At 54.3% G+C, this 21988-nt stretch carries 21 protein-coding genes; 8 read left to right on the forward strand and 13 right to left on the reverse strand.

What is annotated here, in order from left to right; translation table 11 throughout:
- Positions 1-35 precede the first annotated feature (35 nt).
- Positions 36-245 carry a hypothetical protein gene (locus tag Yoon_RS12665; protein ID WP_238112624.1) on the forward strand — a complete coding sequence of 70 codons (210 nt, stop codon included), beginning with the start codon at positions 36-38 and terminating at the stop codon, positions 243-245.
- 55 nt (positions 246-300) lie between these two features.
- On the opposite strand, the gene holA is transcribed toward Yoon_RS12665, so the two are convergent.
- The 5 genes from holA to Yoon_RS12690 form a co-directional block, all read right to left on the reverse strand.
- Positions 301-1323 carry a DNA polymerase III subunit delta gene (holA, locus tag Yoon_RS12670; protein ID WP_238112625.1) on the reverse strand — a complete coding sequence of 341 codons (1023 nt, stop codon included), beginning with the start codon at positions 1321-1323 and terminating at the stop codon, positions 301-303.
- Positions 1320-1805 (reverse strand): LPS assembly lipoprotein LptE, encoded by a 486-nt coding sequence (lptE, locus tag Yoon_RS12675; RefSeq protein ID WP_238112626.1) that lies wholly within the window; start codon positions 1803-1805, stop codon positions 1320-1322. Before lptE ends, holA begins: the two co-directional genes overlap by 4 nt.
- Positions 1795-4323 (reverse strand): leucine--tRNA ligase, encoded by a 2529-nt coding sequence (leuS, locus tag Yoon_RS12680; RefSeq protein WP_238112627.1) that lies wholly within the window; start codon positions 4321-4323, stop codon positions 1795-1797. Before leuS ends, lptE begins: the two co-directional genes overlap by 11 nt.
- 76 nt (positions 4324-4399) lie before the next feature.
- The gene (locus Yoon_RS12685; RefSeq protein ID WP_238112660.1) at positions 4400-4795 is read right to left on the reverse strand and encodes a DUF3576 domain-containing protein; all 396 of its coding nucleotides are present in this window, start codon (positions 4793-4795) and stop codon (positions 4400-4402) included.
- A 162-nt stretch (positions 4796-4957) separates the two neighbouring features.
- Positions 4958-6139, reverse strand: coding sequence for a porin (locus Yoon_RS12690; RefSeq protein WP_238112628.1), 1182 nt, complete (start codon positions 6137-6139; stop codon positions 4958-4960).
- Positions 6140-6366: 227 nt separating this feature from the next.
- On the opposite strand from Yoon_RS12690, the gene Yoon_RS12695 reads away from it, so the two are divergent.
- From Yoon_RS12695 to Yoon_RS12715, 5 genes are all read left to right on the forward strand, one after another.
- Positions 6367-7023, forward strand: a complete 657-nt coding sequence (locus Yoon_RS12695) for a YggS family pyridoxal phosphate-dependent enzyme (RefSeq protein WP_238112629.1) — start codon at positions 6367-6369, stop codon at positions 7021-7023.
- Positions 7020-7664, forward strand: a complete 645-nt coding sequence (locus tag Yoon_RS12700) for a pseudouridine synthase (RefSeq protein ID WP_238112630.1) — start codon at positions 7020-7022, stop codon at positions 7662-7664. Before Yoon_RS12695 ends, Yoon_RS12700 begins: the two co-directional genes overlap by 4 nt.
- A gap of 85 nt (positions 7665-7749) precedes the next feature.
- Positions 7750-8397 (forward strand): peroxiredoxin, encoded by a 648-nt coding sequence (locus tag Yoon_RS12705; RefSeq protein WP_113774922.1) that lies wholly within the window; start codon positions 7750-7752, stop codon positions 8395-8397.
- A gap of 129 nt (positions 8398-8526) precedes the next feature.
- On the forward strand, positions 8527-9150 hold the full coding sequence (locus Yoon_RS12710; RefSeq protein ID WP_238112632.1) for a hypothetical protein: 624 nt from the start codon (positions 8527-8529) through the stop codon (positions 9148-9150).
- A gap of 77 nt (positions 9151-9227) precedes the next feature.
- Entirely contained in the window at positions 9228-9509 is a 282-nt protein-coding gene (locus Yoon_RS12715; protein WP_238112634.1) for an SH3 domain-containing protein, read from the forward strand.
- A gap of 35 nt (positions 9510-9544) precedes the next feature.
- On the opposite strand, the gene Yoon_RS12720 is transcribed toward Yoon_RS12715, so the two are convergent.
- Both Yoon_RS12720 and pnp read right to left on the reverse strand, forming a co-directional pair.
- Positions 9545-10054 (reverse strand): hypothetical protein, encoded by a 510-nt coding sequence (locus tag Yoon_RS12720; RefSeq protein WP_238112635.1) that lies wholly within the window; start codon positions 10052-10054, stop codon positions 9545-9547.
- Positions 10055-10604: 550 nt separating this feature from the next.
- A complete protein-coding gene (gene pnp / locus Yoon_RS12725; protein WP_238112662.1) occupies positions 10605-12731 on the reverse strand; it encodes a polyribonucleotide nucleotidyltransferase in 2127 nt (708 codons plus the stop codon).
- Between the two features lie 418 nt (positions 12732-13149).
- Between pnp and Yoon_RS12730 the strand changes: the two genes are divergently transcribed.
- Both Yoon_RS12730 and Yoon_RS12735 read left to right on the forward strand, forming a co-directional pair.
- Positions 13150-14004 (forward strand): hypothetical protein, encoded by an 855-nt coding sequence (locus Yoon_RS12730; protein WP_238112636.1) that lies wholly within the window; start codon positions 13150-13152, stop codon positions 14002-14004.
- Positions 14005-14204: 200 nt separating this feature from the next.
- Positions 14205-16490: a methyl-accepting chemotaxis protein gene (locus Yoon_RS12735; protein ID WP_238112637.1), complete on the forward strand. Its 2286-nt coding sequence runs from the start codon at positions 14205-14207 to the stop codon at positions 16488-16490.
- A 112-nt stretch (positions 16491-16602) separates the two neighbouring features.
- Here the strand turns inward: Yoon_RS12735 and rpsO are convergent, their stop codons facing one another.
- The 6 genes from rpsO to Yoon_RS12765 form a co-directional block, all read right to left on the reverse strand.
- The gene (gene rpsO / locus Yoon_RS12740; protein WP_113774929.1) at positions 16603-16872 is read right to left on the reverse strand and encodes a 30S ribosomal protein S15; all 270 of its coding nucleotides are present in this window, start codon (positions 16870-16872) and stop codon (positions 16603-16605) included.
- Between the two features lie 134 nt (positions 16873-17006).
- Positions 17007-17852, reverse strand: coding sequence for a calcium-binding protein (locus tag Yoon_RS12745; RefSeq protein ID WP_238112638.1), 846 nt, complete (start codon positions 17850-17852; stop codon positions 17007-17009).
- Positions 17853-17944: 92 nt separating this feature from the next.
- Positions 17945-18454, reverse strand: coding sequence for a DUF1643 domain-containing protein (locus tag Yoon_RS12750; RefSeq protein WP_238112639.1), 510 nt, complete (start codon positions 18452-18454; stop codon positions 17945-17947).
- Positions 18455-18487: 33 nt separating this feature from the next.
- Positions 18488-19393: a tRNA pseudouridine(55) synthase TruB gene (truB, locus tag Yoon_RS12755; RefSeq protein ID WP_238112663.1), complete on the reverse strand. Its 906-nt coding sequence runs from the start codon at positions 19391-19393 to the stop codon at positions 18488-18490.
- Positions 19394-19480: 87 nt separating this feature from the next.
- Positions 19481-21517 carry a DNA helicase RecQ gene (recQ, locus tag Yoon_RS12760; RefSeq protein WP_238112640.1) on the reverse strand — a complete coding sequence of 679 codons (2037 nt, stop codon included), beginning with the start codon at positions 21515-21517 and terminating at the stop codon, positions 19481-19483.
- A gap of 146 nt (positions 21518-21663) precedes the next feature.
- Positions 21664-21988 (reverse strand): hypothetical protein (locus Yoon_RS12765; RefSeq protein WP_238112641.1); only part of this gene is annotated, 325 nt, incomplete at its 5' end.

Raw genomic sequence — 21988 nt, forward strand, 5'->3', positions numbered from 1 at the left:
TGGCAGACCACCCGTGCATTAATTGGAGTACCGACATGCGCCTTACAACTACTTTCGCCGCCGCAGCTGCATTGGCTGTTTCCGCTGTTTCTGCAAACGCTGGCGGCATGTCCGAACCAGTCATGGATGCGCCTGTTGTCATGGTTGAAGAACCAGCACCAGCCGGCTCTTCTATCAGCAGCACATACATCGTCATCGGTGTTGTTGCTGCTCTGCTGATCGCTGCAGCTGCATCAGAAGACTAAATCCTGATCGTAAGATCATGATGAAAGGCAGGCCCTTGGGTCTGCCTTTTTTCGTTTAGCGGCGCGCCATCATTGCAAGCCGCAAAAGCGTGCGTTCCATCAGCGGCCCTTGCGGTGCGGTGCTGGCCGAACGCAGCTGCAAATCCACATCCGTCAGCGCGGTGAGCGCGCGTTCTAATCTAGGCCGCCCCCAATGGCTGGCTTGACGCACGATTTTGTCACGTCTTGGGCCAAATACAGGCGGGCGCAAACGCCCTACACCAGCCGCCGGACCGCCCGGGTCAGAGGCTGCGGCGTGCAAGCGTCTGAAATGCCGCATCGCGCCAATACACAAAGTCACAGGCGTGACCCCTTGCGCGTATAGGCTGCTAAGCACAGGGCCAAGCTTATCCGCCTGTCCAAGCGCCACGACCTCAAGCACATCGTCAACGTCAACCTCAGCGGATTGCGGGGCATTTAGCATCACCTCGGCCACACTGAGCGGCATCGCATCGTCAAGTTTGTACAGGCTGACCTTTTCCAATGTTTGCCTGAAATCGCCCGGTTCTAGTGACGAGGCAAGCGCCATCAGCGCGTCCATGACATCGCGTTCGGGCGGCGCGATACCTGCTTGCTTGAGTCCCAGTTCAATATCCGCCATCGACGGCGGATCATCATATATTCCAATCGACATCGCGTTGCGGTGGTTTTCGAACAACTTACGCAGTGCCGATTTCGCGGTTAGCTGGGCTGCAGTGACGACAATCTGCGCGTCGCCCGGTTTCCAGTCCACCAAGGCTGATGTGATCGCCTTGGCGGCCGTATCGGTCGCATCTTCGACAAATGCCACACGGTGACCGGGAAAGAAGCCCTGCGCCTTGATAGCGTCATCCAAAAGCGCTGGATCTTTGCGCAAATCCGCGGCGGCCATACGGGTTAGCCGCATTTCCTCTTCGCCAGATGGTCCAACAAGGGCAGCAATCGCTTGCTGCCGTTTCTCAGCAACACGCATCGGGTCGGCACCAAAAATCAACAGGCCCGCGTGGGTCGCATCAGGTTTCCGGCAATAAGCCGTTGCCGCCGCGCCTGCTAGCTTCATGGTGTCAGGCTTGGGCTAAGGATCAAAAGGCGGTCCGCGATCATATCTGCAAGGATCACCGAAAGCCGCGCAGTTGCATCCGTTGCGGCGGCTTGGGTCGCTGTTGTCGACCCGGTTGCGGAATAGCTTGTAAAGGCGTCAACTTCACCGGTTTCGATCCGTTGACCCGTCGTGCTATCTGTCAGCGTCCATTTTGCGGTTCCTGTCACGTTATAGCGCGTCGTATCACCATCATCAGTGATTGCAGCACTGCGCCGTTCTTGGGTCTGTGTCACCTGCAAAACATATCGTGCGGCAGATGCTTGCCCAAGTCGTTGTTCAAGCTGCACCCGCATCCGGTAACCCGCAACGCTGTCATCAGTTTCGAATGCGATCATATCGCGCAACCCGGTGCCATTCCCGTAAACAGGCGCAAAACCGCAGCCACCTAGGGCCAAGAGCCCAAGAAGAGCAAAGCGACGTGATGGCAAGTTAGATGACAATGTTCACAATCCGTCCCGGTACAATGATCAGTTTCTTTGGTGTGCCGCCATCAAGCGCTTTTTGCACAGCGTGGTGGTCCATGACGATGGTTTCAATCGCGTCTTTGCTAGCGTCGGCTGCGACCTGTATTTCACCGCGCCGTTTGCCGTTAATCTGGATCGGCATCGTCACAGTATCTTCCACCAACATGGCCTCGTCTGCAACAGGCCAAGGGGCGGTCGCGATCAAACCTGTGCCGCCAAGCAACGCCCAGATTTCTTCCGAAAGGTGCGGGGTCATTGGTGACATCAGTTGCGCGAGGGTGCGCATAGCCTCTGATTTGGCCGCCTTGCCTGCTTTGGATTTCGACAGTGTCGCGGTAAAACCGTAAAGCTTTGCGATGGCCGCGTTAAACCCAAAGGTTTCGACGCCCATGGTAACATCGTGGATTGCCTTATGCATGGCGCGCAGCAGGTCATCATCGCCCGTACCAGCACTGTCATCCATCGCGGCAATATCACCAGCGATACGGAACACGCGCGACAGGTGCTTATGCGTAGCCTCTGCACCCGATGCTGTCCATTCAACGTCGCGCTCTGGCGGGCTGTCAGACAGCACAAACCAACGCGCGGTATCGGCGCCGAATTTAGCAAGAATGTCGTCGGGATCGACCACGTTTTTCTTGGATTTCGACATTTTGGCGGATGGGATGATCTCAACCTCGGTTCCGTCGGCGAGCTTTCCGTCGGTCACATCCTCGGGGAAATGATAGGTTGGGCGGCCATCATTGCCGATGGTTTGGTAGATCTCGTGCGTCACCATGCCTTGGGTAAACAGCGCGTTAAACGGCTCCTCACAGCCCTGCGGCAAATGCCCTGTCATCCGCATCGCGCGAGAAAAGAAGCGACTATAGAGCAGGTGCAAAATCGCATGTTCAATCCCGCCGATATATTGGTCGACGTTCATCCAATAGGCGGCGTCGTCCAGATCGGTTGGCGTGTCGGCGTGCGGGGATGTGAATCGCGCGTAGTACCAGCTGGAATCCACGAAGGTATCCATTGTGTCAGTTTCGCGCAGCGCGGGCTTGCCACAGGCAGGACATGCGCAATTTCGCCATGTCGGGTGGCGGTCAAGCGGGTTGCCGGGGATGTCAAACGTCACATCGTAGGGCAGCTCAATAGGTAAGTTTTCTTTCTTTTCAGGCACCGCGCCGCAATCGTCGCAATGCACAATCGGGATTGGCGTGCCCCAATAGCGTTGGCGCGACAGCCCCCAATCGCGCAGACGGAATTTTGTGACGCCTTCCCCGATACCGTTCGCTTCGCAATGAGCAATCGCGGCGTCAACGGCGGCTTCGCCCGTCTGGACCGTTTCACCTGAGAACCCTTTGACATAGGTGACTGTTTCAGATTTCGCGGGGGTATAGGCCTCTTGCAAAGTGGCGTTCGCCTCGGCATCCGGTAGGAACGCCGCGGTGATCGGCAACCCGTATTTCGTCGCAAAATCGAAGTCGCGTTGATCATGCGCAGGGCAGCCAAAGATCGCGCCGGTACCGTAATCCATCAAGATGAAATTCGCGATATAGACGGGCAGTTCAGACCCATCCAACGGGTGTTTCACTGTCAGACCAGTATCATAACCCAGCTTTTCAGCCTTCTCGATCGCCTCGGCGGTCGTGCCACCTTTGCGGCATTCTGCACAGAAATCGGCGATCTTATCGTCTTGGGCTTCCAGTTCACGCGCGAGCGGATGATCGGGTGAGATGCCAACAAATGATGCGCCCAGCAATGTGTCGGGCCGGGTGGTGTAGACCTCAATCTCACCACCGTCGGTACGTTCAAACGCGAATTGCAGCCCGCGTGACTTGCCGATCCAATTGGCTTGCATCAGTTTGACCTTGGCAGGCCAGTCATCAAGGCTATCAATCGCCGACAGCAATTCTTCGGAATGGTCGCTGATCTTAAAGAACCACTGCACCAGTTCACGGCGTTCTACCTCTGCGCCGGAACGCCAGCCTTTACCGTCAATGACCTGCTCGTTTGCCAGAACGGTCATATCGACCGGGTCCCAGTTGACCACAGCCTTTTTACGATAAATCAGCCCTTTGGACAGAAAATCAATGAACAACGCCTGTTGCTGGCCGTAATATTCTGGATCACAGGTCGCAAATTCGCGGCTCCAGTCAATGGACAGGCCCAGCGGTTTCATCTGCGCTTTCATGTCGGCGATGTTGTTGTATGTCCAATCCTTGGGGTGCCCCCCTGACGCCATCGCGGCATTTTCGGCAGGCATCCCAAAGGCATCCCAGCCCATTGGGTGCAACACGTTATGCCCTGTTGCCAGCTTGTAGCGCGCGATCACATCACCCATCGTGTAGTTGCGCACGTGGCCCATGTGGATGCGGCCCGATGGGTATGGGAACATCTCTAGCACATAGTATTTTGGCTTATCGTCGCTGCGCACAGCCAGAAACGTCTGGGCGTCGGCCCATTTAGACTGCCATTTGGCTTCAATATTGGCGGGCGTGTAGGATGTCATCGGTAGGGTCTTTCAAGAATGCAAACGCCGGGCAAAAGGGCCCGGCGCATTGGATATTCGGGCGATATGCCGGACGTTATAGGGCGCCGTCGGCAATACGAAGCTGTCGGGCGCGCGAGAGAATCGCATCCTCGACCGCGGTTTGGGTTTCAAGGGATACGGGGCCGCTGCGTGTTTGCAAGGCCAGCTGTAGCGACCGGGCGTCAAGTGCGGGATCAATCACGCGGATGGTTGCGCGGTAAGCGGTGCCGCCGCCAGGTGGCGTGCCAAATCCGGTCGAAATCACGCCAGTGAACGGGTCTGCGGATTGAACAGGCAGAAAGTCCAAAACATCCAACGATGCCGCCCAAATGTAGCGGTTCACCGCGACGTTTTCCGCGCCGCGTGGGGTTGGGGTCGCAACAGAGCCGCCGCAAGACGCGAGGGTTCCGATCAACAGGGCCGTGAGCCCCGCGCGCATAAGTGTAATCATCGACGTCAAACCATTTCCCCTTTGCCGGGATACTTTGTCATTGACGAAATATGTAGCGAAGGGGGCAGCAGGTCACAAGCAATTATGCGCAAATCCACACCCCACAAACGCAAAGAGCGGCCCCAAAGGGCCGCTCTCGCGTAAGTTAGACGTTAGCTTCGCTTAGAAAGTGAAGTTAACTTCAACTGTTGCGCCTTCTTGGTATTCGTTAGCACCGATTTCGTCTTCTTGGTCGAAGTCGTCGTCAACACCGTAAGAAACCAACAGGTCTGCACCGCCACCGAGGTCATATGTACCTGCGATGTAGTAGTCAGTGTCGTCGCCTTCGTTCTCGTTCAGAACACCAGCAAGAACTGTGATGCCGTTGCCCAGATCGTAAGAGCCTTCAACGCCCCATTTGTCAACGCCTTGGTCGTAGTCATAGTCAACTGCAACTGCGATTGCGCCAGATGCATAAGCAACGTTCACACCGTAGTTATCTTCGTCTGTGCCGTCATCTTCAGCAACATAGTATGCTGTTGCTGTGATAGCGTCGCTGAATGGGTAAGAAACTTCGATACCAGTAGAGTTGGTACCAGCAGTTTCGTCAGATGCGTATGCAACTGTGATGTCTGCGCCAGAGAATGTTGCGCCAACAGACAGACCGAATACTTCGTCTGCATTGTAGTCGCCATTAGCTGTGTTGCCGAGGTCACCCTCTTCTTGGTATGCAGCAACAACTGTGAATTGACCGAAGTCAGCAGCAGCACCGAATGACATTTGGTCGAAGCTGTCTGAACCGCCAGAAGCTGACTGAGCTGTTGTACCGTTTGTGTCAGCAACTACGACAGAGAGCGATGCTTCAACCATAGCAACTTCAAAGTCGCCGCGCAGAACTGTTTCGCCGTCTGCTTCGGAGAAGCTGTCTGATTCCATGTCGCCAGCACCGGACCAGCGTGTTTCAGCAGCGAAAGCTGTATCGCCGAAGTACAGGCCAGCTGTGTCAGATGTCAAAGACAGAACGTAGCTGCCAGCTTCGAGAGTGTCGCCCAATGTCAGGTCAGCAACGTCAAAATCGAAAGTCGCAGAAGCTGTCAGACCGTTGTCCAGTTCTTCTGAAAGGGTAACTGCAACGTTTGCATCCCAGTAGAAACCTTGGTTGTCGTCAAGCGCGGTGACGCCAGTGCCGGCTACGCCGGTCGCTACTGTAGTAACACCCCAGCCGCTTGTCGCGCCCGTAGTAGTTGCAGTTGTGCGTGTTGTGTCGTTATAACCCAGCGTAGCTGAGCCAGAGAAAGTTACTTCAGCAGCTGCCGCGCCAGCAAAGGCGATCAGAGCAGTTGTTGTAAGAAGGGTGCTTTTCATGGATTTATTCCCTCGTGTTTTGCATTCCCAAGAATGCCAGTTTTCCTAGCATTGGTGTGTAAGTGCGCCGTTTGGGGCTGACACTCAAGCAAATTAGAGCCTTATTTGGCGGGTTCGCGCAAAATGATGCATCAAGGACACACAGTGTTTTGGGCGGTGACATCGCCCAGATTCCCCTTTATTTCGGCCTGAAACGTGACGTGACCCTTATTTTTCGGAGCCTTAACATGCCCCTTGCCGATATTCAGGACAAAATGCGCGACGCTTGTGATGCTGCAGGCCGCGATTATGATGATGTGACGCTTATCGCAGTGTCCAAGGTGCAGCCCGATGAACGTGTCGCGGTGGTGCTTGACGAAGGTCACCGAATCTTTGGTGAGAACAAGGTCCAAGAAGCAGCTGGAAAATGGCCGCGGTTCCGTGCGCAATACGATGGCATCAAATTGCATATGATTGGACCGCTCCAAACCAACAAAGCGCGCCAAGCGATGGAACTGGCGCAGGCGATCCATACGGTTGATCGCCCTAAACTTGCTACAACCATTGCAAGGCTGGCCCAAGATATAGGGTCCTGCCCCGATCTGTTCGTGCAGGTGAACACCGGGGAAGAGCCGCAAAAGGCCGGCGTTTTGCCGGCAGATGCGGATGCTTTTGTGGCCGAGGTGCGCGCGCTTGATTTGCCGCTCAAGGGGTTGATGTGCATCCCCCCCGTTGATGAAGAACCTGCGCTCCACTTTGCGTTGCTGGCTAAAATTGCGGCGCGCAACGGGTTGTCGGGTCTGTCTATGGGGATGAGCAGCGATTTTGAACGCGCGATTGCCCTTGGGGCGACCCATATCCGTGTCGGTTCGGCCATTTTCGGTGATCGCGTACCTGCGCAATGACCGAATATAATCCACCCCAAGACCCGCTGGTTATCCTGCATGATGACCATGAGGTTGTACTCGTCGATAAACCAAGCGGGTTGTTGTCGGTGCCAGGCAAGGGCGAGCATCTGGCTGATTGCCTGATGGCGCGGGTCAAGGCAGTTTTCCCAACCGCGCTTTTGATCCACCGCTTGGATCGGGATACCTCTGGGGTGATGATCTTTGCGCTGACCCCACATGCGCAGCGGCATCTTGGGCTTCAATTCGAAAAACGTCAGACTAAGAAAACCTATGTCGCGCGGGTTTGGGGTGAGATGACAGAGAAGGCAGGGACGGTAGACCTACCGCTGATCGTCGACTGGCCGAACCGGCCGTTGCAAATGGTTGACCATGAAAACGGACGGCAAGCCGTGACGGATTGGCGCGTGCAGCGCAAAGGAAATGGCGAAACCCGCGTGCGGCTGATGCCTAAAACCGGGCGATCACATCAATTGCGTGTGCATATGCTGGCGCTTGGGCATCCGATTTTGGGCGATCCATTTTATGCCGAAGGCCCGGCCAGAGACTATCCGCGTCTGATGCTACATTCTGAGACATTCCAGTTTCGGCACCCCGATGGGGGGCAGGGCATGCGGATCACGGCGAAATGCCCGTTTTAGCTGCGACAATGTGCGCGTTCCCGTAGCGCATTTGAATTTGCGGACCTATATAAATGGTAAGGAAATTCAAAATAGGAGCGCACACATGGGCCTACGTATTAATGACACCATCCCTGATCTGACAGTCGAAACGGATCACGGCACAATTTCACTGCACGATTGGATCGGCGATAGCTGGGCGGTTCTGTTTTCGCACCCCAAAGACTTTACCCCTGTCTGCACGACCGAATTCGGCGCTGTCGCACAATTGGCTGACGAATGGGAAAAGCGCGGCACGAAGGTACTGGGTATCAGCATCGATAGCGCGGAAGAGCATAAAAAATGGAAGACCGACATCGAATCCGTTGCAGGCACCAAAGCTGGCTTTCCGATCGTTGCCGATGAAAACCTCGAAATGGCCAAAGCGTTCGATATGCTGCCAGCGGAGGCATACATGCCAGATGGTCGCACGCCAGCAGATAGCGCAACAGTCCGTGCCGTATTCATCGTTGGTCCTGACAAGCAGCTCAAGCTGTCGATGACCTACCCGATGACTGTTGGGCGCAACTTTGCCGAAGTGCTGCGCGCGCTGGACGGTTTGCAAACCTCCGCAGGTCAAGGCGTGGCAACGCCCGCAAACTGGAACATCGGCGATGATGTGATCATCCCGACATCTGTCAGCGACGAAGACGCGAAAGAAAAATTTGGCGATTTCACAACTGTGCTGCCTTACTTGCGCACCACCAAGCTGTAATCAACATTTCGGGCGCGGGGGAACCCTGCGCCCGTCACTTTGCGAGAGCCTAAGGCGTCACCCTGCCGTTTCCGTTGCGGTCCGATCCAATGTGTTGGATCAAGCAGTTGAAACGCGTAGGATAATGGGATGTTCCTTAGAAAGACCCTGCAAAAAAGGCCTAATCAAGTCACTGCGGGTGACATTGATTTCTCGCTCCCCGCGCAAGAGGCTGCGCATTTAGAGAAAACCTACGCACAGGCCGCACGCATCTTGGAATATGGATCGGGTGGGTCAACGCTTGTCGCGGCGCGTCTCGGCAAACAGGTAGTTGCTATTGAGAGTGACGCGCTATGGGCGAAAAACATGAACGCGATACTGGCAAGCGAAGGCCAAAGTGAGCACGCGCGCGTCGTGCATGAAGATATCGGCGCGACCCGCGAATGGGGGAACCCGCAGGATAGCAGCGGATATAAGGACTTTCATCGCTATCCGATGGGAATCTGGGACGATCCCGATTTGGCTGCCCCTGATGTTGTGCTGATCGATGGGCGTTTTCGCGTGGCTTGCATGTGCGCGATCATCATGCGCTGCCAGCAGCCGACCTTGGTACTCTTTGATGATTACGGAGACCGCCTAAAGTATCATAGTGTGGAACGTCTGGTGCAGCCGAAAGAAATGATTGGGCGCATGGCTGTGTTTGAGATCAAGCCAGGCATCGATACGCGCGCACATTTGACGTGGATGATCGGAAGTTTCGTAGATTATGGGTGATCTTTGCATTCGGGGTAACGAGGCTAGGATTTAGCCCGCACCCAGTCTATTGATGAGAAAACAAAAGAGGTGAGCCCATGTTCCGCAGTGCAATTTCAATGACTTTTGCTTTGGTGTTTGTCGCAAGCTGCGGCTTGTCGGGAGGGCGCACATTTGTTGAGGGCACAGGGGATGACCTGCTGAAACTACGCGCGGGGCCGGGGCTTGGGTTTAATATCATCGTCGGCCTGCCAGATGGCACAGCACTGAACCTGCACGAATGCGTCACCGAAGTCGGGCAACGCTGGTGCCGGGTCTCACTATCGGACGCGCCGCAAACCACAGGTTATGTCTCCGCGGATTATCTGTCACGGAGTTGATGTGAATAGTAGGGCGGCATCGTCATCTGATAAACTTATTGGGTTTTTCGTCGTGACCGCATCTCTCGTCCTGTTGGGTCTGTTTCCAAAACAGATTCATGCAAACTGCCAATAATTTCATCAGTCGGCTCGAATTCATCGTTCGTTGCTACAAGAGCCCATCCCAATACGCCAACGCGTTCCTCAACGTTATCTTCTAGGCACGGGTCTTCAAGTAAGTAACAAAGACCGGCGATCATTTCGACTTGCGCACACCGGACCAGGTCTACGATATCTGCACGCTCTACTCCCTGCGCCAACATCCGCCCTATTGCATGACCTTGACCGGAAAACGGAGCCTCTGGATTACGCTGCGCCGCCTCAACAACTCTTTCGATCCAGCTATCATCCAATTCATCGATGACTTGGGCCCATGCTTGTTTGAGAAATAAATATCTATGAAGCTGAGGGATTCCCTCTTTAACTTGTGAATCTGCCCACTGCTCAGGCTCACTTGCGCCTATTGCTCTAAATATTTCGGTTAGTTCATCCCGCTTTTTTAACATGAATGGGATCCTTAAATTGTGCTACTTTGGTATGGATCATGAATGCACCAATCAATAGCGAAGGTGATCTCGGATAGAATTAGCGGAGTTGATGAAGATAGGCAGCAAGACAGCTGTTAGCTTGATTGAACTTTTTGAGGTTTGGTGATCTAGACGTTGTCATGGTTAAATTGAAAAATGTTTTGGCCCTTGTTTGCATCTGTTGCTTCGTTTGGCTCTGCCTTTTTGGCGACTTACTGCAGTCAGGAGACCCAAAAATCAGCTCCATTGTGGTTCTCCGTCTACTTTGCGTGTCTTTTTTCGCGCTACTTTTCTTGCGTATTGCTTCGATGTTGGGTTGGCTTAAGACGATATTTTCTAAGCAATCGTGAACAAGAAATACCTTAACATATGGTCACTTTGGGCTCAAATCCGCCATTAGCGTGATGCAGGTGATCAGTACTTGGCTCGTCTTTGATCAAATTTATCGAATACAACTAATCTTAAACCCCAAAACACAAAAGGCCCCGGCGTTTCCACCGGGGCCTTTGTTATTTCAAAGCAGCGAAGATTACTCTTCTGCGGGTGCTTCTTCTTTGCCAGTCTCTTGGTTCACCATTTTCATGGCCAAGCGTACTTTGCCGCGGTCGTCAAAGCCGAGCAGTTTGACCCAGACTTCTTGACCTTCCTTAAGAACGTCTGAAGGGTGGTTCAGGCGGCGGTTTTCGATTTGGGACACGTGGACCAACCCGTCGCGTTTGCCAAAGAAGTTCACGAATGCGCCAAAGTCGACAAGTTTCACAACCTTGCCTTTGTAGATCACGCCTTCTTCTGGCTCTGCCACGATGGAATGGATCATGTCGTAGGCTTTTTTGATCGCTTCGGCGTCGTTAGAGGCCAGTTTGATCACACCTTCGTCGTTGATGTCGACTTTTGCGCCGGACGTTTCAACGATTTCACGGATAACCTTACCGCCTGATCCGATCACTTCACGGATTTTGTCGGTTGGGATCTGCATGGTTTCAATCTTTGGTGCGTGCACAGAGAATTCCTGCGCGCCTGTTAGGGCTTTGCCCATCTCACCAAGGATATGCAAACGGCCGGCTTTCGCCTGATCCAATGCTTTGGACATGATGTCAGACGTGATGCCCGCAATCTTGATGTCCATTTGCAAAGACGTGATCCCGTTTTCGGTACCCGCAACTTTAAAGTCCATGTCGCCGAGGTGGTCTTCGTCACCCAAGATGTCAGACAAGATCGCGTAATCGCCATCGTCTTCCATGACCAGACCCATCGCAACGCCTGCAACTGGTGCTTTCAGCGGTACGCCCGCGTCCATCATGGACAGTGACCCACCACAAACAGACGCCATTGAAGATGAGCCGTTGGATTCAGTGATCTCTGACACCAAGCGGATGGTGTATGGGAAATCAGTTGCCGCTGGCAGAACCGCCTGAAGCGCACGCCAAGCCAGTTTACCGTGACCGATTTCACGACGACCCGGGCCAGACACACGACCAACTTCACCAACGGAATATGGTGGGAAGTTATAGTGCAGCATGAAGTTAGATTTATACATGCCAGTCAGCGAGTCGATCATCTGCTCGTCGTCGCCGGTGCCCAATGTGGTCACAACCAGACCTTGGGTTTCGCCGCGTGTGAACAAGGCAGAACCGTGCGTACGTGGCAAAATACCCGTTTCAGAAACGATTGGACGGATGGTGTCGAGCGCACGGCCATCGATCCGTTTGCTGTTTTTTACAACGTCGCCACGCAGAACATTTGATTCCAGCTTCTTAAGCGCAGCGCCCAAGTTACCGTCTTCTTTTTGCTCGTCGGTCAGCGCATCGATGATGGATGCTTTGGCCGCAGCAACAGCGGCTGTGCGTTCTTGCTTGTCGGTGATCGCATAGGCGGCACGCATCGCGTCTTCGCCCGCTGCTTTGACCGCTGCTGAAAGGTCCGAGTAATCAACAGGTTCGAATTCAAACGGCTCTTTCGCGCAATCTTCGGCCAGATCAATGATCAGGTCGATGACAGGCTGAATTTGCTCGTGTGCAAAGTTTACGGCGCCCAGCATTTCTGCTTCTGACAGTTCGTAAGCTTCGGATTCAACCATCATCACGGCGTCTTTGGTGCCGGCCACAACAAGGTCCAAACGCTGCTCTGGGTTCAGGCGCAGGTTGTGCATGTCGTCGATTTCTGGGTTCAGGATGTATTCACCATCTACGAAACCGACGCGACATGCGCCGATTGGACCGCGGAATGGTGCGCCAGAAATGGTCAGCGCCGCAGATGCCGCGATCATCGCAACCATGTCTGGGTCGTTGATCATGTCGTGTGACAGGACTGTACACATCACCAGAACTTCGTTTTTGAAGCCGGGGACAAACAGCGGGCGAATTGGACGGTCGATCAAACGGGATGTCAGCGTCTCTTTTTCAGTCGGACGTGCTTCGCGTTTGAAAAAGCCGCCAGGCACTTTACCGGCGGCGTAGTATTTTTCTTGGTAGTGAACGGTCAGCGGAAAGAAATCCTGACCCGGTTTTTGGGCGCGTGCAAATGTCACGTTCGCCATAACGCTGGTTTCACCCAACGTGGCGATGACAGAGCCGTCAGCCTGACGAGCAACTTTGCCCGTTTCAAGTGTGAGCGTATCCTGCCCCCACTGCATCGATTTTTTTACTTCGTTAAACATCATGTGTTCCTAGTCGGGCCGCAGCCCATTTTGCGTAGGGGGCGTATTCCCCCTCATTCCGGTATCTTCTTTGGCAGGCGCTGGAATGCGGGCGCCGGTCTCTCAAGATTGTCGGGCCATAACGGAATTTTGGTGATTTGGGAAGAGTGGATCGTTTGCGTGCCGATTGCTATGTGACGCGTTGGGCTGTAGCCAGTTTTTACCGTAATAATTTTTAATACTGAGTTTGCAATGATTGAGATAGTTGAGGAAGGTACATTAGCCATGGCACAGGCCAAAAATGGCTTGGTACATGCGGCCGAAGTTGAACTAGCACCAACACTTACCCTGAAGATATCGACCTGAAGCGCACAGAAGATTGCCGCTTTTCGCCCAGTGGCAAGGTGATCGCTGTCGCTGGCTTTGTTACCACTCTATTATGTTGTTCAAACTGAGCTACCGGCGCAACGCGGGCAAACTGACTGTCACGATTGAAGGCAAATTGACGGTTAAGCATCCCTCGCTGAAATTACCGCATGGGATCGATTTTGTTGATGAACACACTCTCGCCGTTGCCAACCGCAAGGGGCGCTTGGTGGTTCTACGCCTGCCTGACGTGCCTTTTGATGGCAATGAGGCCACAGCCGACCTTCTGTACGAAAGCGACAAGGCGTCTTGGCGCCACGACATGAAATCTCCGGGTTCGGTTGCAGTGGCGAACAAGGGGCGTTTTGGATACCAGGTGCTGGTATGCCTGAACTATTCCAAGCGCATTGCACATCAGAAGATATTTACTGGGTTTGGTGACCACCGCGCCTACCGGAGGCGCATCGCCTTGAAACGCGGTATGGAGATTCTAGACGGTATTTCTGTCTGCTCCCAGTCTAAAAGTGTCGCGATCTCTAATCATGACGAACATGCGATACGGGTTTACCCTTCCTACCGGAGCATTTCGAAACACGTTGAACCATCTGGTCGATTGATGGGATCCGCCTACCCGCATGGGGTTCGGTTTATGCAAGATGGGCGCGGCGTTCTTGTTGCCGATGCCGGGGCACCTTTGGTGCACTATTGGCGTGATGATACGACCAATTGGCAAGGTGACCACCAACCGACCGGATCGTTTAAGATTATGGATGATGCAACGTTTTTGGCGGGAAGACACAACACACAAGAAGGCGGGCCTAAGGGACTCGATATTCACCCGTTTGGCGATTTCCTTGTGCTGACCAGCGAGCAGCAGGGTTTTGCCGCTTACGATCTGACGACGATGATGGCGCAGGTTCGAAGCTAAAAACGCACACCAAGACGCTGAATGTCTGGTGAACCTGCGCCGACGGACACCTGCAAACTCCGAATCGAACAACCGATGCGGGCGCATGTGTTGCATTCTGCGCGATTCCAAGCGCCGCTTAATCAAATCGAAGGAATCTTTGGCTAGCTCTTTTAACCAGCGCATTGGGCGCGCGGCCGAATCTAGTTGGAGAGTGGATCATGACGAAAGTCTGGAATGGTAAAAACCGTCGCAGCCGTTGGCGCAGAATGAAACTGCGCTACAAGTTCCCAATTCTTGTGGCAGTCCCGACTTTGGCTCTAATGATAGCATTTTCCACGTTGTCGTTTGTGACTGCGCGAAGCGAGCTTAACGAGCAACGCGAACTCGCGTTCACGCATCTACTGAATGAGAAATCAAAGCAGCTAACAGTTTGGTTGTCATCGGTGAACGTTGATATAACGGTGCTCGCGCATAACCACGGGACATTTGACGCATTGGCGGCGTTTGGCACGGGCTGGCAGGCCTTCGATGGAAGCGCGCAAGATAGGCTTCAACAGCTTTATATATATGATAATCCAAGCCCAACGGGTGAAAAGGACATGCTACAAGATGCCGCCGATGGATCGCAATGGTCCGCCGCGCATGCTGAGTTTCATGAAACATTTCATCGCTTCCAACAGGAACGCGGTTATTATGATGTGTTCCTTTTTGATCTTGAAGGGAACCTTATTTACTCTGTCTTTAAGGAAAGCGATTTCGCGACCAATTTTCGGACAGGTGAATACGCGAATAGCGATCTTGGGGTCGCATTCCAAGCAGCGACGACGATGACGGCTGGCGAAGTCTATATGACAGATTTTTCACCCTACGCCCCGAGCGCAGGTGCGGCAGCAAAATTTGTGGCAACTCCCGTATTTGGCACCGATGGTGCGCGTCTCGGTGTTGCTGCCTTGCAATTGCCAGCAGACGAAATTGGGCGCATTATTTCCGAAACAGAAATGTTAGGCGAAACAGGTCAGATCTACGCCGTTGGTGATGATGGGCGCGCACGTTCTGGGTCAACTATGCCGGGTGGGCACGCAATTCTCGATGCGCTGCCGTCGCTCCCTCAGATCGCGGCAGCGCAACACAGCGAAGAAACGATGATGACAGGGGTGACGGGCCTTTCAGGTGAACCTGTAATTGCCTACACGAAAGTATTCGATGCATTTGGCAAAGAATGGCACCTCGTTCTAGAACAAGACTTGAGCGAAGCGAACGGTGCGACGCGCCATCTACTGTCACTGGTGCTACTCCAGACGGCATTGGTGCTGGTCATTGTTGCAGCTCTTGCATTTTGGATTGCAAGCAAATTAACACGTCGGATCGTTGCTTTGTCCGACAGTGTGAAAACGCTGTCTGGTGGTGATTTAGAAAGCATCGTTTCAGAAGCCAAAACGGGCGATGAACTGGGGGATATCGCGCGCGCGTTGGAACGCTTTAAGACTGAACTGGCGGCCGGGAAGGATGCAATTTCTGAACGTCAAAAGAGCGTTGAAGCTCAGGCAGAAGTTATGCAAAAACTAGGTGAAGCGCTGGCGCGTTTGGCCGAAGGAAGTTTGGACTGCAACCTCAGAGATCGTTTTCCAAGCGAATATGAAGAATTGCGGGAAAATTTTAATAACACAGTCCGATCTTTGAGCGGAATAGTTGGGAACCTGCAAGACAACGCCGAACAAATTGACAGTGACGCGCAAAGGCTCAACGACAATACTGTCAGTCTCTCGCAAAGAACCGAAAATCAAGCTGCAACGCTCGAAGAGACTGCCGCAGCGATGCATGAAATTAGCACCAGCGTGAAAGCCACAGCTACCGGCGCCCGTGATATTGCGAGCGCGATTGACGGTACACGCGCGCAAGCAGAACGTGGTGAAAATGTGCGGCGTGAGGCTGTCAGCGCGATGAAAACGATCGAAGATTCATCAGAACAAATCGGCCATATCGTGCAATTGATGGATGATATTGCGTTCCAGACCAACCTATTGGCGCTGAACGCAGGTGTAGAAGCCGCGCGGGCAGGGGACGCAGGGCTTGGATTTGCAGTTGTTGCATCCGAGGTGCGAGCATTGGCGCAGCGTTCGTCCGACGGGGCGTCAGAAATTCGAAGACTGATCGTTGGGTCAAACGACAATATCGCTATTGGTGTCGGTTTAGTATCTGATATGGGCGCGGCCATTGAAGAGGTTCTCTCAGGCGTCAACGCGGTCTCAGCGCAGATCAAAGAAATCGCGAGCGGTGCAGAAGAGCAATCAACAGGCCTGTCTGAGATCAACTCTGGCATCGTTGTGTTGGATCGCGTGACACAGCAAAACGCAGCAATGGTTGACGAAAGCGCAACGTCATCGCTTGAACTGCGTCAGAAAGCCGGAGAGATGAAGGAGCTTGCAGGCCACTTTAGCGGCGGGGAGGGCGAATATAGAGGGTCAGATCGGTCATCGAGCCCGCCATTTGCACAAGCGAGCTAGTTTGATAGGCAGTGTGATCGCAGCAACAAAAAACGCCCATCGTCAGACGGGCGTTTTTAATAGATCTATCAAACGAATTGGGAATGGGCGCGTAGCCCATTGTGCTTAAACCTTAGCGGCGTAGGCCCAGGCGTTCGATCAAAGATTGGTAACGTGCAACGTCTTTGGCTTTGGTGTAGTCCAAAAGCTTACGACGTAGTGCAACCATCTTGAGCAGGCCGCGACGACCGTGGTTGTCTTTTTTGTGGGTCTTGAAATGCTCTGTCAGTGTCGCGATGCGCGACGACAAGATAGCAATCTGTACTTCGGGCGAACCAGTGTCGCCTTCTTTGATTGCGAACTCTTTCATGATCCGTGCTTTGTCTTCAGCAGTAATCGACATCGGGGTCTCCTTGTAAAAAAGGGTGAATGGCGCGATCCGGGATGTCGTCCAGAAAGGCCCTTGGAGGTATCCGTCAAGCGATTCCTTGCACGGATGGCTGCGTTTAAGAGAATTCCACCAAAAATAAAAGAGCTTTATTCAGCAACCAACGCAACGTTCGATAAATCAAGATCGGATACGTTTGCCAAAGTCGCCACAGCCACCCCATCAGCTAAGAGAACCAAGCCGCCATCTGACATGGCTGTGCTCAGGGTCGGTGGCGTGCCGGAATAGTTGATTTCAAGGCTGTCTTCGCCGGGGCTAAAATCTTCGATAATAGCGTCACTCGCTAAGTGTAACAAAAACCGATCTGCCCCTGTGCCACCGTTGAGAACGTCATTTATACCGCCAGACAAAACGTCGTCACCCGCGCCGCCATTCAGAAAATCGCGGGTTTGGTCGGCGCTGTCGTCAATGATGTCATCACCCGATCCACCATGCAGCGTGTCCGCACCATTTCCCCCAATCAAGATGTCATCACCCAATGAACCCAGCAGCATATCGTTGCCGTCACCGCCGATAAGCTGGTCATCGCCGCCGCCGCCGTTCAGACTGTCATCTCCGGCTTGTCCAATGAGCACATCGTCCCCGATATGCCCAAAGAGGTTGTCGTGACCTTCACCGCCGTCCAACTGATCATCACCCGCGCCGCCATGCAGTTCATCATCGCCAGCATTGCCGAAGATATTGTCGGCGCCACCTTCGCCATCGATGTAGTCGTCGCCGCTACCGCCAAACACGCTGTCATCGGCATCGCCTGAAAACAGAACCATGTCTTCGTCCATCGTGTCGACCAAATCGCCGATCGTGAGAACTTCATCTTCGCTGTCGGAATCATCCTCGGACGCCGTGTTGGTGGGCTCTGCGTCTGTTTCATCATCGCCGTCGATCAGCATGATCGCGGACATAGTGACACCCAGAATTCCTAGCATAGCTAACATAGCGCACCTGCTCATTCCCCGAGTCGACTGACTCATGATGCGTCAGACTAGCACGAACAAAGGCGGAACGCGTCAGAAATCGAACCAATTGGTTAACGCGGCCAGCGCTCTGGCAGCTGTGTGTAGCGAATATAAAGCGGGTGTTTTGGGTGGCCATGTTTGGTCAGGCCCAAATTGGATATCGGTTTGCCGGTTTCCCAAAGCAGTTCGGCAACAGCGGGGCCACGGTTCAAATGCGCGCCGTGGGTGCCCCAGGCGGCGACGATTTGATCCGCCCAATCGACGGAATCCAGCAGGGTTTGATCGTTATCGGGGCCAATCGGATCGATGGCTTTGCGCATCAGCAGTGGGTTGGTTTCGCGCCACGCAAAGATGTTTACCACCCGAAACGCGCCATACCCCAAGGCGCGGGCACGCCGCTCGCACCGTTCTACTGTGGGGTCATTCTGAATTTCTGTCGCCTTCGAGGGGTTTAGCATGACGAATAGAACGCGCGGGTTTTCGGGCTCCCAGCTACGGGTCAGCGCATAGCGATAGCTTTCGCAGTCGGAATAGACCGCGGATGACTGCGTCTCGCCTTGAGTGTGTTTGCGTATAATCATAATGCAGCGGCGTAGGGTGGATCTTGATCCACCTTACATGATAAAAACACGGGTTGGCTGAATTTCACCACCACGATAAGTGCCGACAGCAATGGCTTTGCCTTCGAACGATGCCCAAACCTCTTCGCCAAATTCAACACCTGACGCGATGACAGAAGCCGAGTTGCCGTTGCGTAGTTTTGCGACGCTTTCGGCAAGACAGCGGACCTCTGGCAGATCTTCAAGCCCAATTTCAAGTGGCTGAAGAAACGCGTCGAGCGCGGGCGTTTTCGCCAGCGCATCGACCTGATCCAAAGTGACACCATCTGTAGCTTGGAAGGGGCCAGACCAAATTCGGCGCAGAGATTTGACATGGGCTTTGCAGCCCAAAGCCTCGCCTAAATCGCGGGCGATGGACCGCACATAGCCGCCTTTGCCGCAGGTCATTTCAAGCACGACGTGATCCGCGTCGGGGCGGTCAAGCAGCAAGAGTTCTTCGACCCAAAGCGGCCGCGCCGCGAGCGCCATTTCTTCGCCCTCACGTGCTTTTTTATAGGCCCGCTCACCGTCAACTTTCACGGCTGAAAACTGTGGCGGTACTTGCATAATATCGCCAATAAATGCGCCAAGTGCCGCTTTGATCGTCTCGTCATCCGGCCGGGCGTCACTGGTGGCGATGACCTCGCCTTCGGCGTCGTCGGTATTCGTCGCCTGACCGAGGCGCACGACGAAGGTATAGGCTTTGAGAGCATCCGTGATATAGGGCACGGTTTTTGTTGCTTCGCCCAATGCGACGGCCAAAACGCCTGTTGCTTCGGGGTCTAGCGTGCCAGCGTGCCCGGCCTTCTTGGCATCAAGCGCCCAGCGGACCTTGTTCACCACAGCGGTAGAGGTCAACCCAGCTGGCTTATCCACTACGAGCCAGCCAGAAATATCGCGTCCCTTGCGTCTGCGCGCCATCATCAATTCCTTTGTCAGATTGCGCGCTAGCTAGTGCGCGTGCGTGCGGGGGTCAAGCGCTGCGAGCTCTTGGGCACCCTCGCGGTCCTAACGATTTGCAATCACTTCGAGAAACGCATCGCCAAATCGTTCAGCGTGCCGTTCCCCAATGATCTGCTCTAAGTGCCGCGCGTCAGCACTGCGCATTTGCGCCACTTTGGCAAGTATTGCGGCGGTGCAGCTCATTGGTTTATCGACGCCGTGCGGGCCGCGCGTAAGATCGGCCTGCACTTCGAGCAAACGATCATAAACCTCACCCTCGCCCCGCCCGGCCAGTTTGCGGCGGGCAGGGTGTATTGGTTCGACCTCGCCAGCGATCACTTCAAGAAAATCACGTCCGTAACTTTCCAATTTCTTTGCGCCAACTCCGCCGATGTGTGCCATCTCGTCCAAATTCATGGGCCGCTTTTCAGCCATTTCAATCAGGGATCGGTCGTTAAAGATAATATAGGCGGGCACGCCGGCCTGTTCGGCAAGGAATCGGCGCTTCGCTTTGAGTGCAGAGAGAAGTGGCGCGTCTTCTTCGCTGACAAGCATTTTGACTTTCGGGCCGCTGCCACGTGCCGCGCGGATTGAATCTCGACGCAGTTCGATGCTTGCTTCCCCGCGCAAGATTGGACGGGCGGCTTCGGTCATCCGCAATGCCCCATGGCGTTCGCGATCCGGGCGTAACAGATCATGCCCCATCATTTGCCGAAAAATGGCCTGCCATTGGCGTTTGTCGTATTCTTTTCCGACGCCGAATGTGGGCAGGCTATCGTGGCCGCGCTGTTGGACCTTATCTGTCAAATCGCCGCGAAGAATATCGATCAGATGCCCCGCCCCGAACCATTCTTCGGTCCGCAAGGCCGCCGAAAGCGCCATGCGAACGGCCGTGGTGCCATCAAAAATATCAGCAGGCTTGTCGCAAAGGTCGCAATTTCCGCAGGGCTCAGGAGTCTCTCCGAAATATTCGAGCAAATTTTGCCGCCGACAGCGCAGCGCCTCTGCCAATCCCAATAGCGCGTTTAGCCGCCCATGATCCGCTGCCCGCCGTTCAGGCGGCGCTAAACCTTCGTCGATTTGCTGCCGACGATAGCGAATATCGTCAGGCCCAAACAGTGTGAGCGTTTCCGCTGGCGCACCGTCGCGCCCGGCTCGCCCGATTTCTTGATAATAGCCTTCGATAGATTTTGGCAGATCGGCATGGGCGACCCAGCGAATATCGGGCTTGTCGATCCCCATACCAAAGGCGACCGTTGCACAAACAATCAGCCCATCTTCTTGCTGAAAACGCCGTTCGACAGTGCGGCGATCTTCGGCATCCATGCCGCCATGATAGTAACACGCCAGATGCCCGGCGTCGGTTAACGCACGCCCAAGCGTTTCGGTTTTGGCACGGGTGCCACAGTAGACGATACCCGATTGCCCTTTGCGCGCGGCAGCGAAATTTAGAATCTGTGCGCGTGGCCCGTCTTTGGCGGCAAAGGCAAGGTGGATGTTGGGGCGGTCAAACCCGCGTAGGAACGTGGCAGGCTGCGCGCCGTCAAATAGTTTTTGGACGATTTCGACTTGGGTTTCAGCATCAGCCGTTGCGGTGAAGGCCGCCAATGGCACATCAAGCACGCGCCGCAAATCGCCAATTCGCAAATAATCGGGTCGGAAGTCATGCCCCCATTGGCTGACACAATGGGCTTCATCCACGGCGATCAAGTTCACGCCGACACGGCGAAGCATGTTGACCGTGCCGCCCGAGGCGAGCCTCTCAGGCGCCATATACAGCAGCTTTAGCGTGCCAGCATCAAGTGCGGCAAAGACTGCATCGGTTTCTTCTTGGGTGTTGCCAGAGGTAAGTGCGCCCGCGCTGACGCCAACTTCGCGCAGACCGCGCACTTGATCGCGCATCAGAGCAATCAAGGGGGAAATGACGACGGTAACGCCATCGCGAACCATTGCGGGCAGCTGGAAACACAGGGATTTTCCCCCGCCGGTTGGCATAATCGCCAAAGTGTTTTGCCCGGCGGTGACAGCCTCAACGATGTCTTTTTGGCCGGGGCGAAACGCATCAAAACCAAAAACATCGGCAAGCAGCTTATCAGCGGGCATCGAGAGGGACCTGTCCGGTTAGGATATTCGCGTTTCGGGCACAGTCCCACGTTCAGAATCGCGCAGCAAGTCTACGACGCGAAAAAAGGCCGCCTTCCGTTGGGAAGGCGACCTTTTGGGAAGAGGAGGGAGGATGCGTTCAGCGCTTAGCGGACGATGTCGTAGTCGCGCTCTGCAACTGTTTGACCGTTAACTTTCAGCACGGCGATGACGTCTTGCTGTGGGGCTTTACCGACGTTCACACGTACGTTGCTGTTTGCGCCAGCGTGCACAGTTTCGGTGCCGATCAATGCACCTGGTTTACCTGCAACGCTTTTGTAGATTTCAACAACGCCATCGGCGTCGGCGCGGACCAGACCAAGTTCAAGGACTGAACTTGCGTCCAAATTTTCACCGAATTCAAAGTAGTTGCTTGCAGAAGCAGTTGAACCCAGAGCAGCGATTGTTGCGGCGGCAAGTGCGATTGTTTTG

The organism is Yoonia sp. I 8.24 (assembly GCF_022096995.1).
In the GTDB taxonomy this organism is placed as follows: Bacteria; Pseudomonadota; Alphaproteobacteria; order Rhodobacterales; family Rhodobacteraceae; genus Yoonia.

What these genes read in the sequence shown, in the direction of transcription:
- Yoon_RS12665 (WP_238112624.1), top strand. Translation starts at nt 36, where the DNA reads ATGCGCCTTACAACTACTTTCGCCGCCGCAGCTGCATTGGCTGTTTCC.
- holA (WP_238112625.1), bottom strand. Translation starts at nt 1,323, where the DNA reads ATGAAGCTAGCAGGCGCGGCGGCAACGGCTTATTGCCGGAAACCTGAT.
- leuS (WP_238112627.1), bottom strand. Translation starts at nt 4,323, where the DNA reads ATGACATCCTACACGCCCGCCAATATTGAAGCCAAATGGCAGTCTAAA.
- Yoon_RS12685 (WP_238112660.1), bottom strand. Translation starts at nt 4,795, where the DNA reads ATGATTACACTTATGCGCGCGGGGCTCACGGCCCTGTTGATCGGAACC.
- Yoon_RS12690 (WP_238112628.1), bottom strand. Translation starts at nt 6,139, where the DNA reads ATGAAAAGCACCCTTCTTACAACAACTGCTCTGATCGCCTTTGCTGGC.
- Yoon_RS12695 (WP_238112629.1), top strand. Translation starts at nt 6,367, where the DNA reads ATGCCCCTTGCCGATATTCAGGACAAAATGCGCGACGCTTGTGATGCT.
- Yoon_RS12700 (WP_238112630.1), top strand. Translation starts at nt 7,020, where the DNA reads ATGACCGAATATAATCCACCCCAAGACCCGCTGGTTATCCTGCATGAT.
- Yoon_RS12705 (WP_113774922.1), top strand. Translation starts at nt 7,750, where the DNA reads ATGGGCCTACGTATTAATGACACCATCCCTGATCTGACAGTCGAAACG.
- Yoon_RS12710 (WP_238112632.1), top strand. Translation starts at nt 8,527, where the DNA reads ATGTTCCTTAGAAAGACCCTGCAAAAAAGGCCTAATCAAGTCACTGCG.
- Yoon_RS12715 (WP_238112634.1), top strand. Translation starts at nt 9,228, where the DNA reads ATGTTCCGCAGTGCAATTTCAATGACTTTTGCTTTGGTGTTTGTCGCA.
- Yoon_RS12720 (WP_238112635.1), bottom strand. Translation starts at nt 10,054, where the DNA reads ATGTTAAAAAAGCGGGATGAACTAACCGAAATATTTAGAGCAATAGGC.
- pnp (WP_238112662.1), bottom strand. Translation starts at nt 12,731, where the DNA reads ATGTTTAACGAAGTAAAAAAATCGATGCAGTGGGGGCAGGATACGCTC.
- Yoon_RS12730 (WP_238112636.1), top strand. Translation starts at nt 13,150, where the DNA reads ATGTTGTTCAAACTGAGCTACCGGCGCAACGCGGGCAAACTGACTGTC.
- Yoon_RS12735 (WP_238112637.1), top strand. Translation starts at nt 14,205, where the DNA reads ATGACGAAAGTCTGGAATGGTAAAAACCGTCGCAGCCGTTGGCGCAGA.
- rpsO (WP_113774929.1), bottom strand. Translation starts at nt 16,872, where the DNA reads ATGTCGATTACTGCTGAAGACAAAGCACGGATCATGAAAGAGTTCGCA.
- Yoon_RS12745 (WP_238112638.1), bottom strand. Translation starts at nt 17,852, where the DNA reads ATGTTAGCTATGCTAGGAATTCTGGGTGTCACTATGTCCGCGATCATG.
- Yoon_RS12750 (WP_238112639.1), bottom strand. Translation starts at nt 18,454, where the DNA reads ATGATTATACGCAAACACACTCAAGGCGAGACGCAGTCATCCGCGGTC.
- truB (WP_238112663.1), bottom strand. Translation starts at nt 19,393, where the DNA reads ATGGCGCGCAGACGCAAGGGACGCGATATTTCTGGCTGGCTCGTAGTG.
- recQ (WP_238112640.1), bottom strand. Translation starts at nt 21,517, where the DNA reads ATGCCCGCTGATAAGCTGCTTGCCGATGTTTTTGGTTTTGATGCGTTT.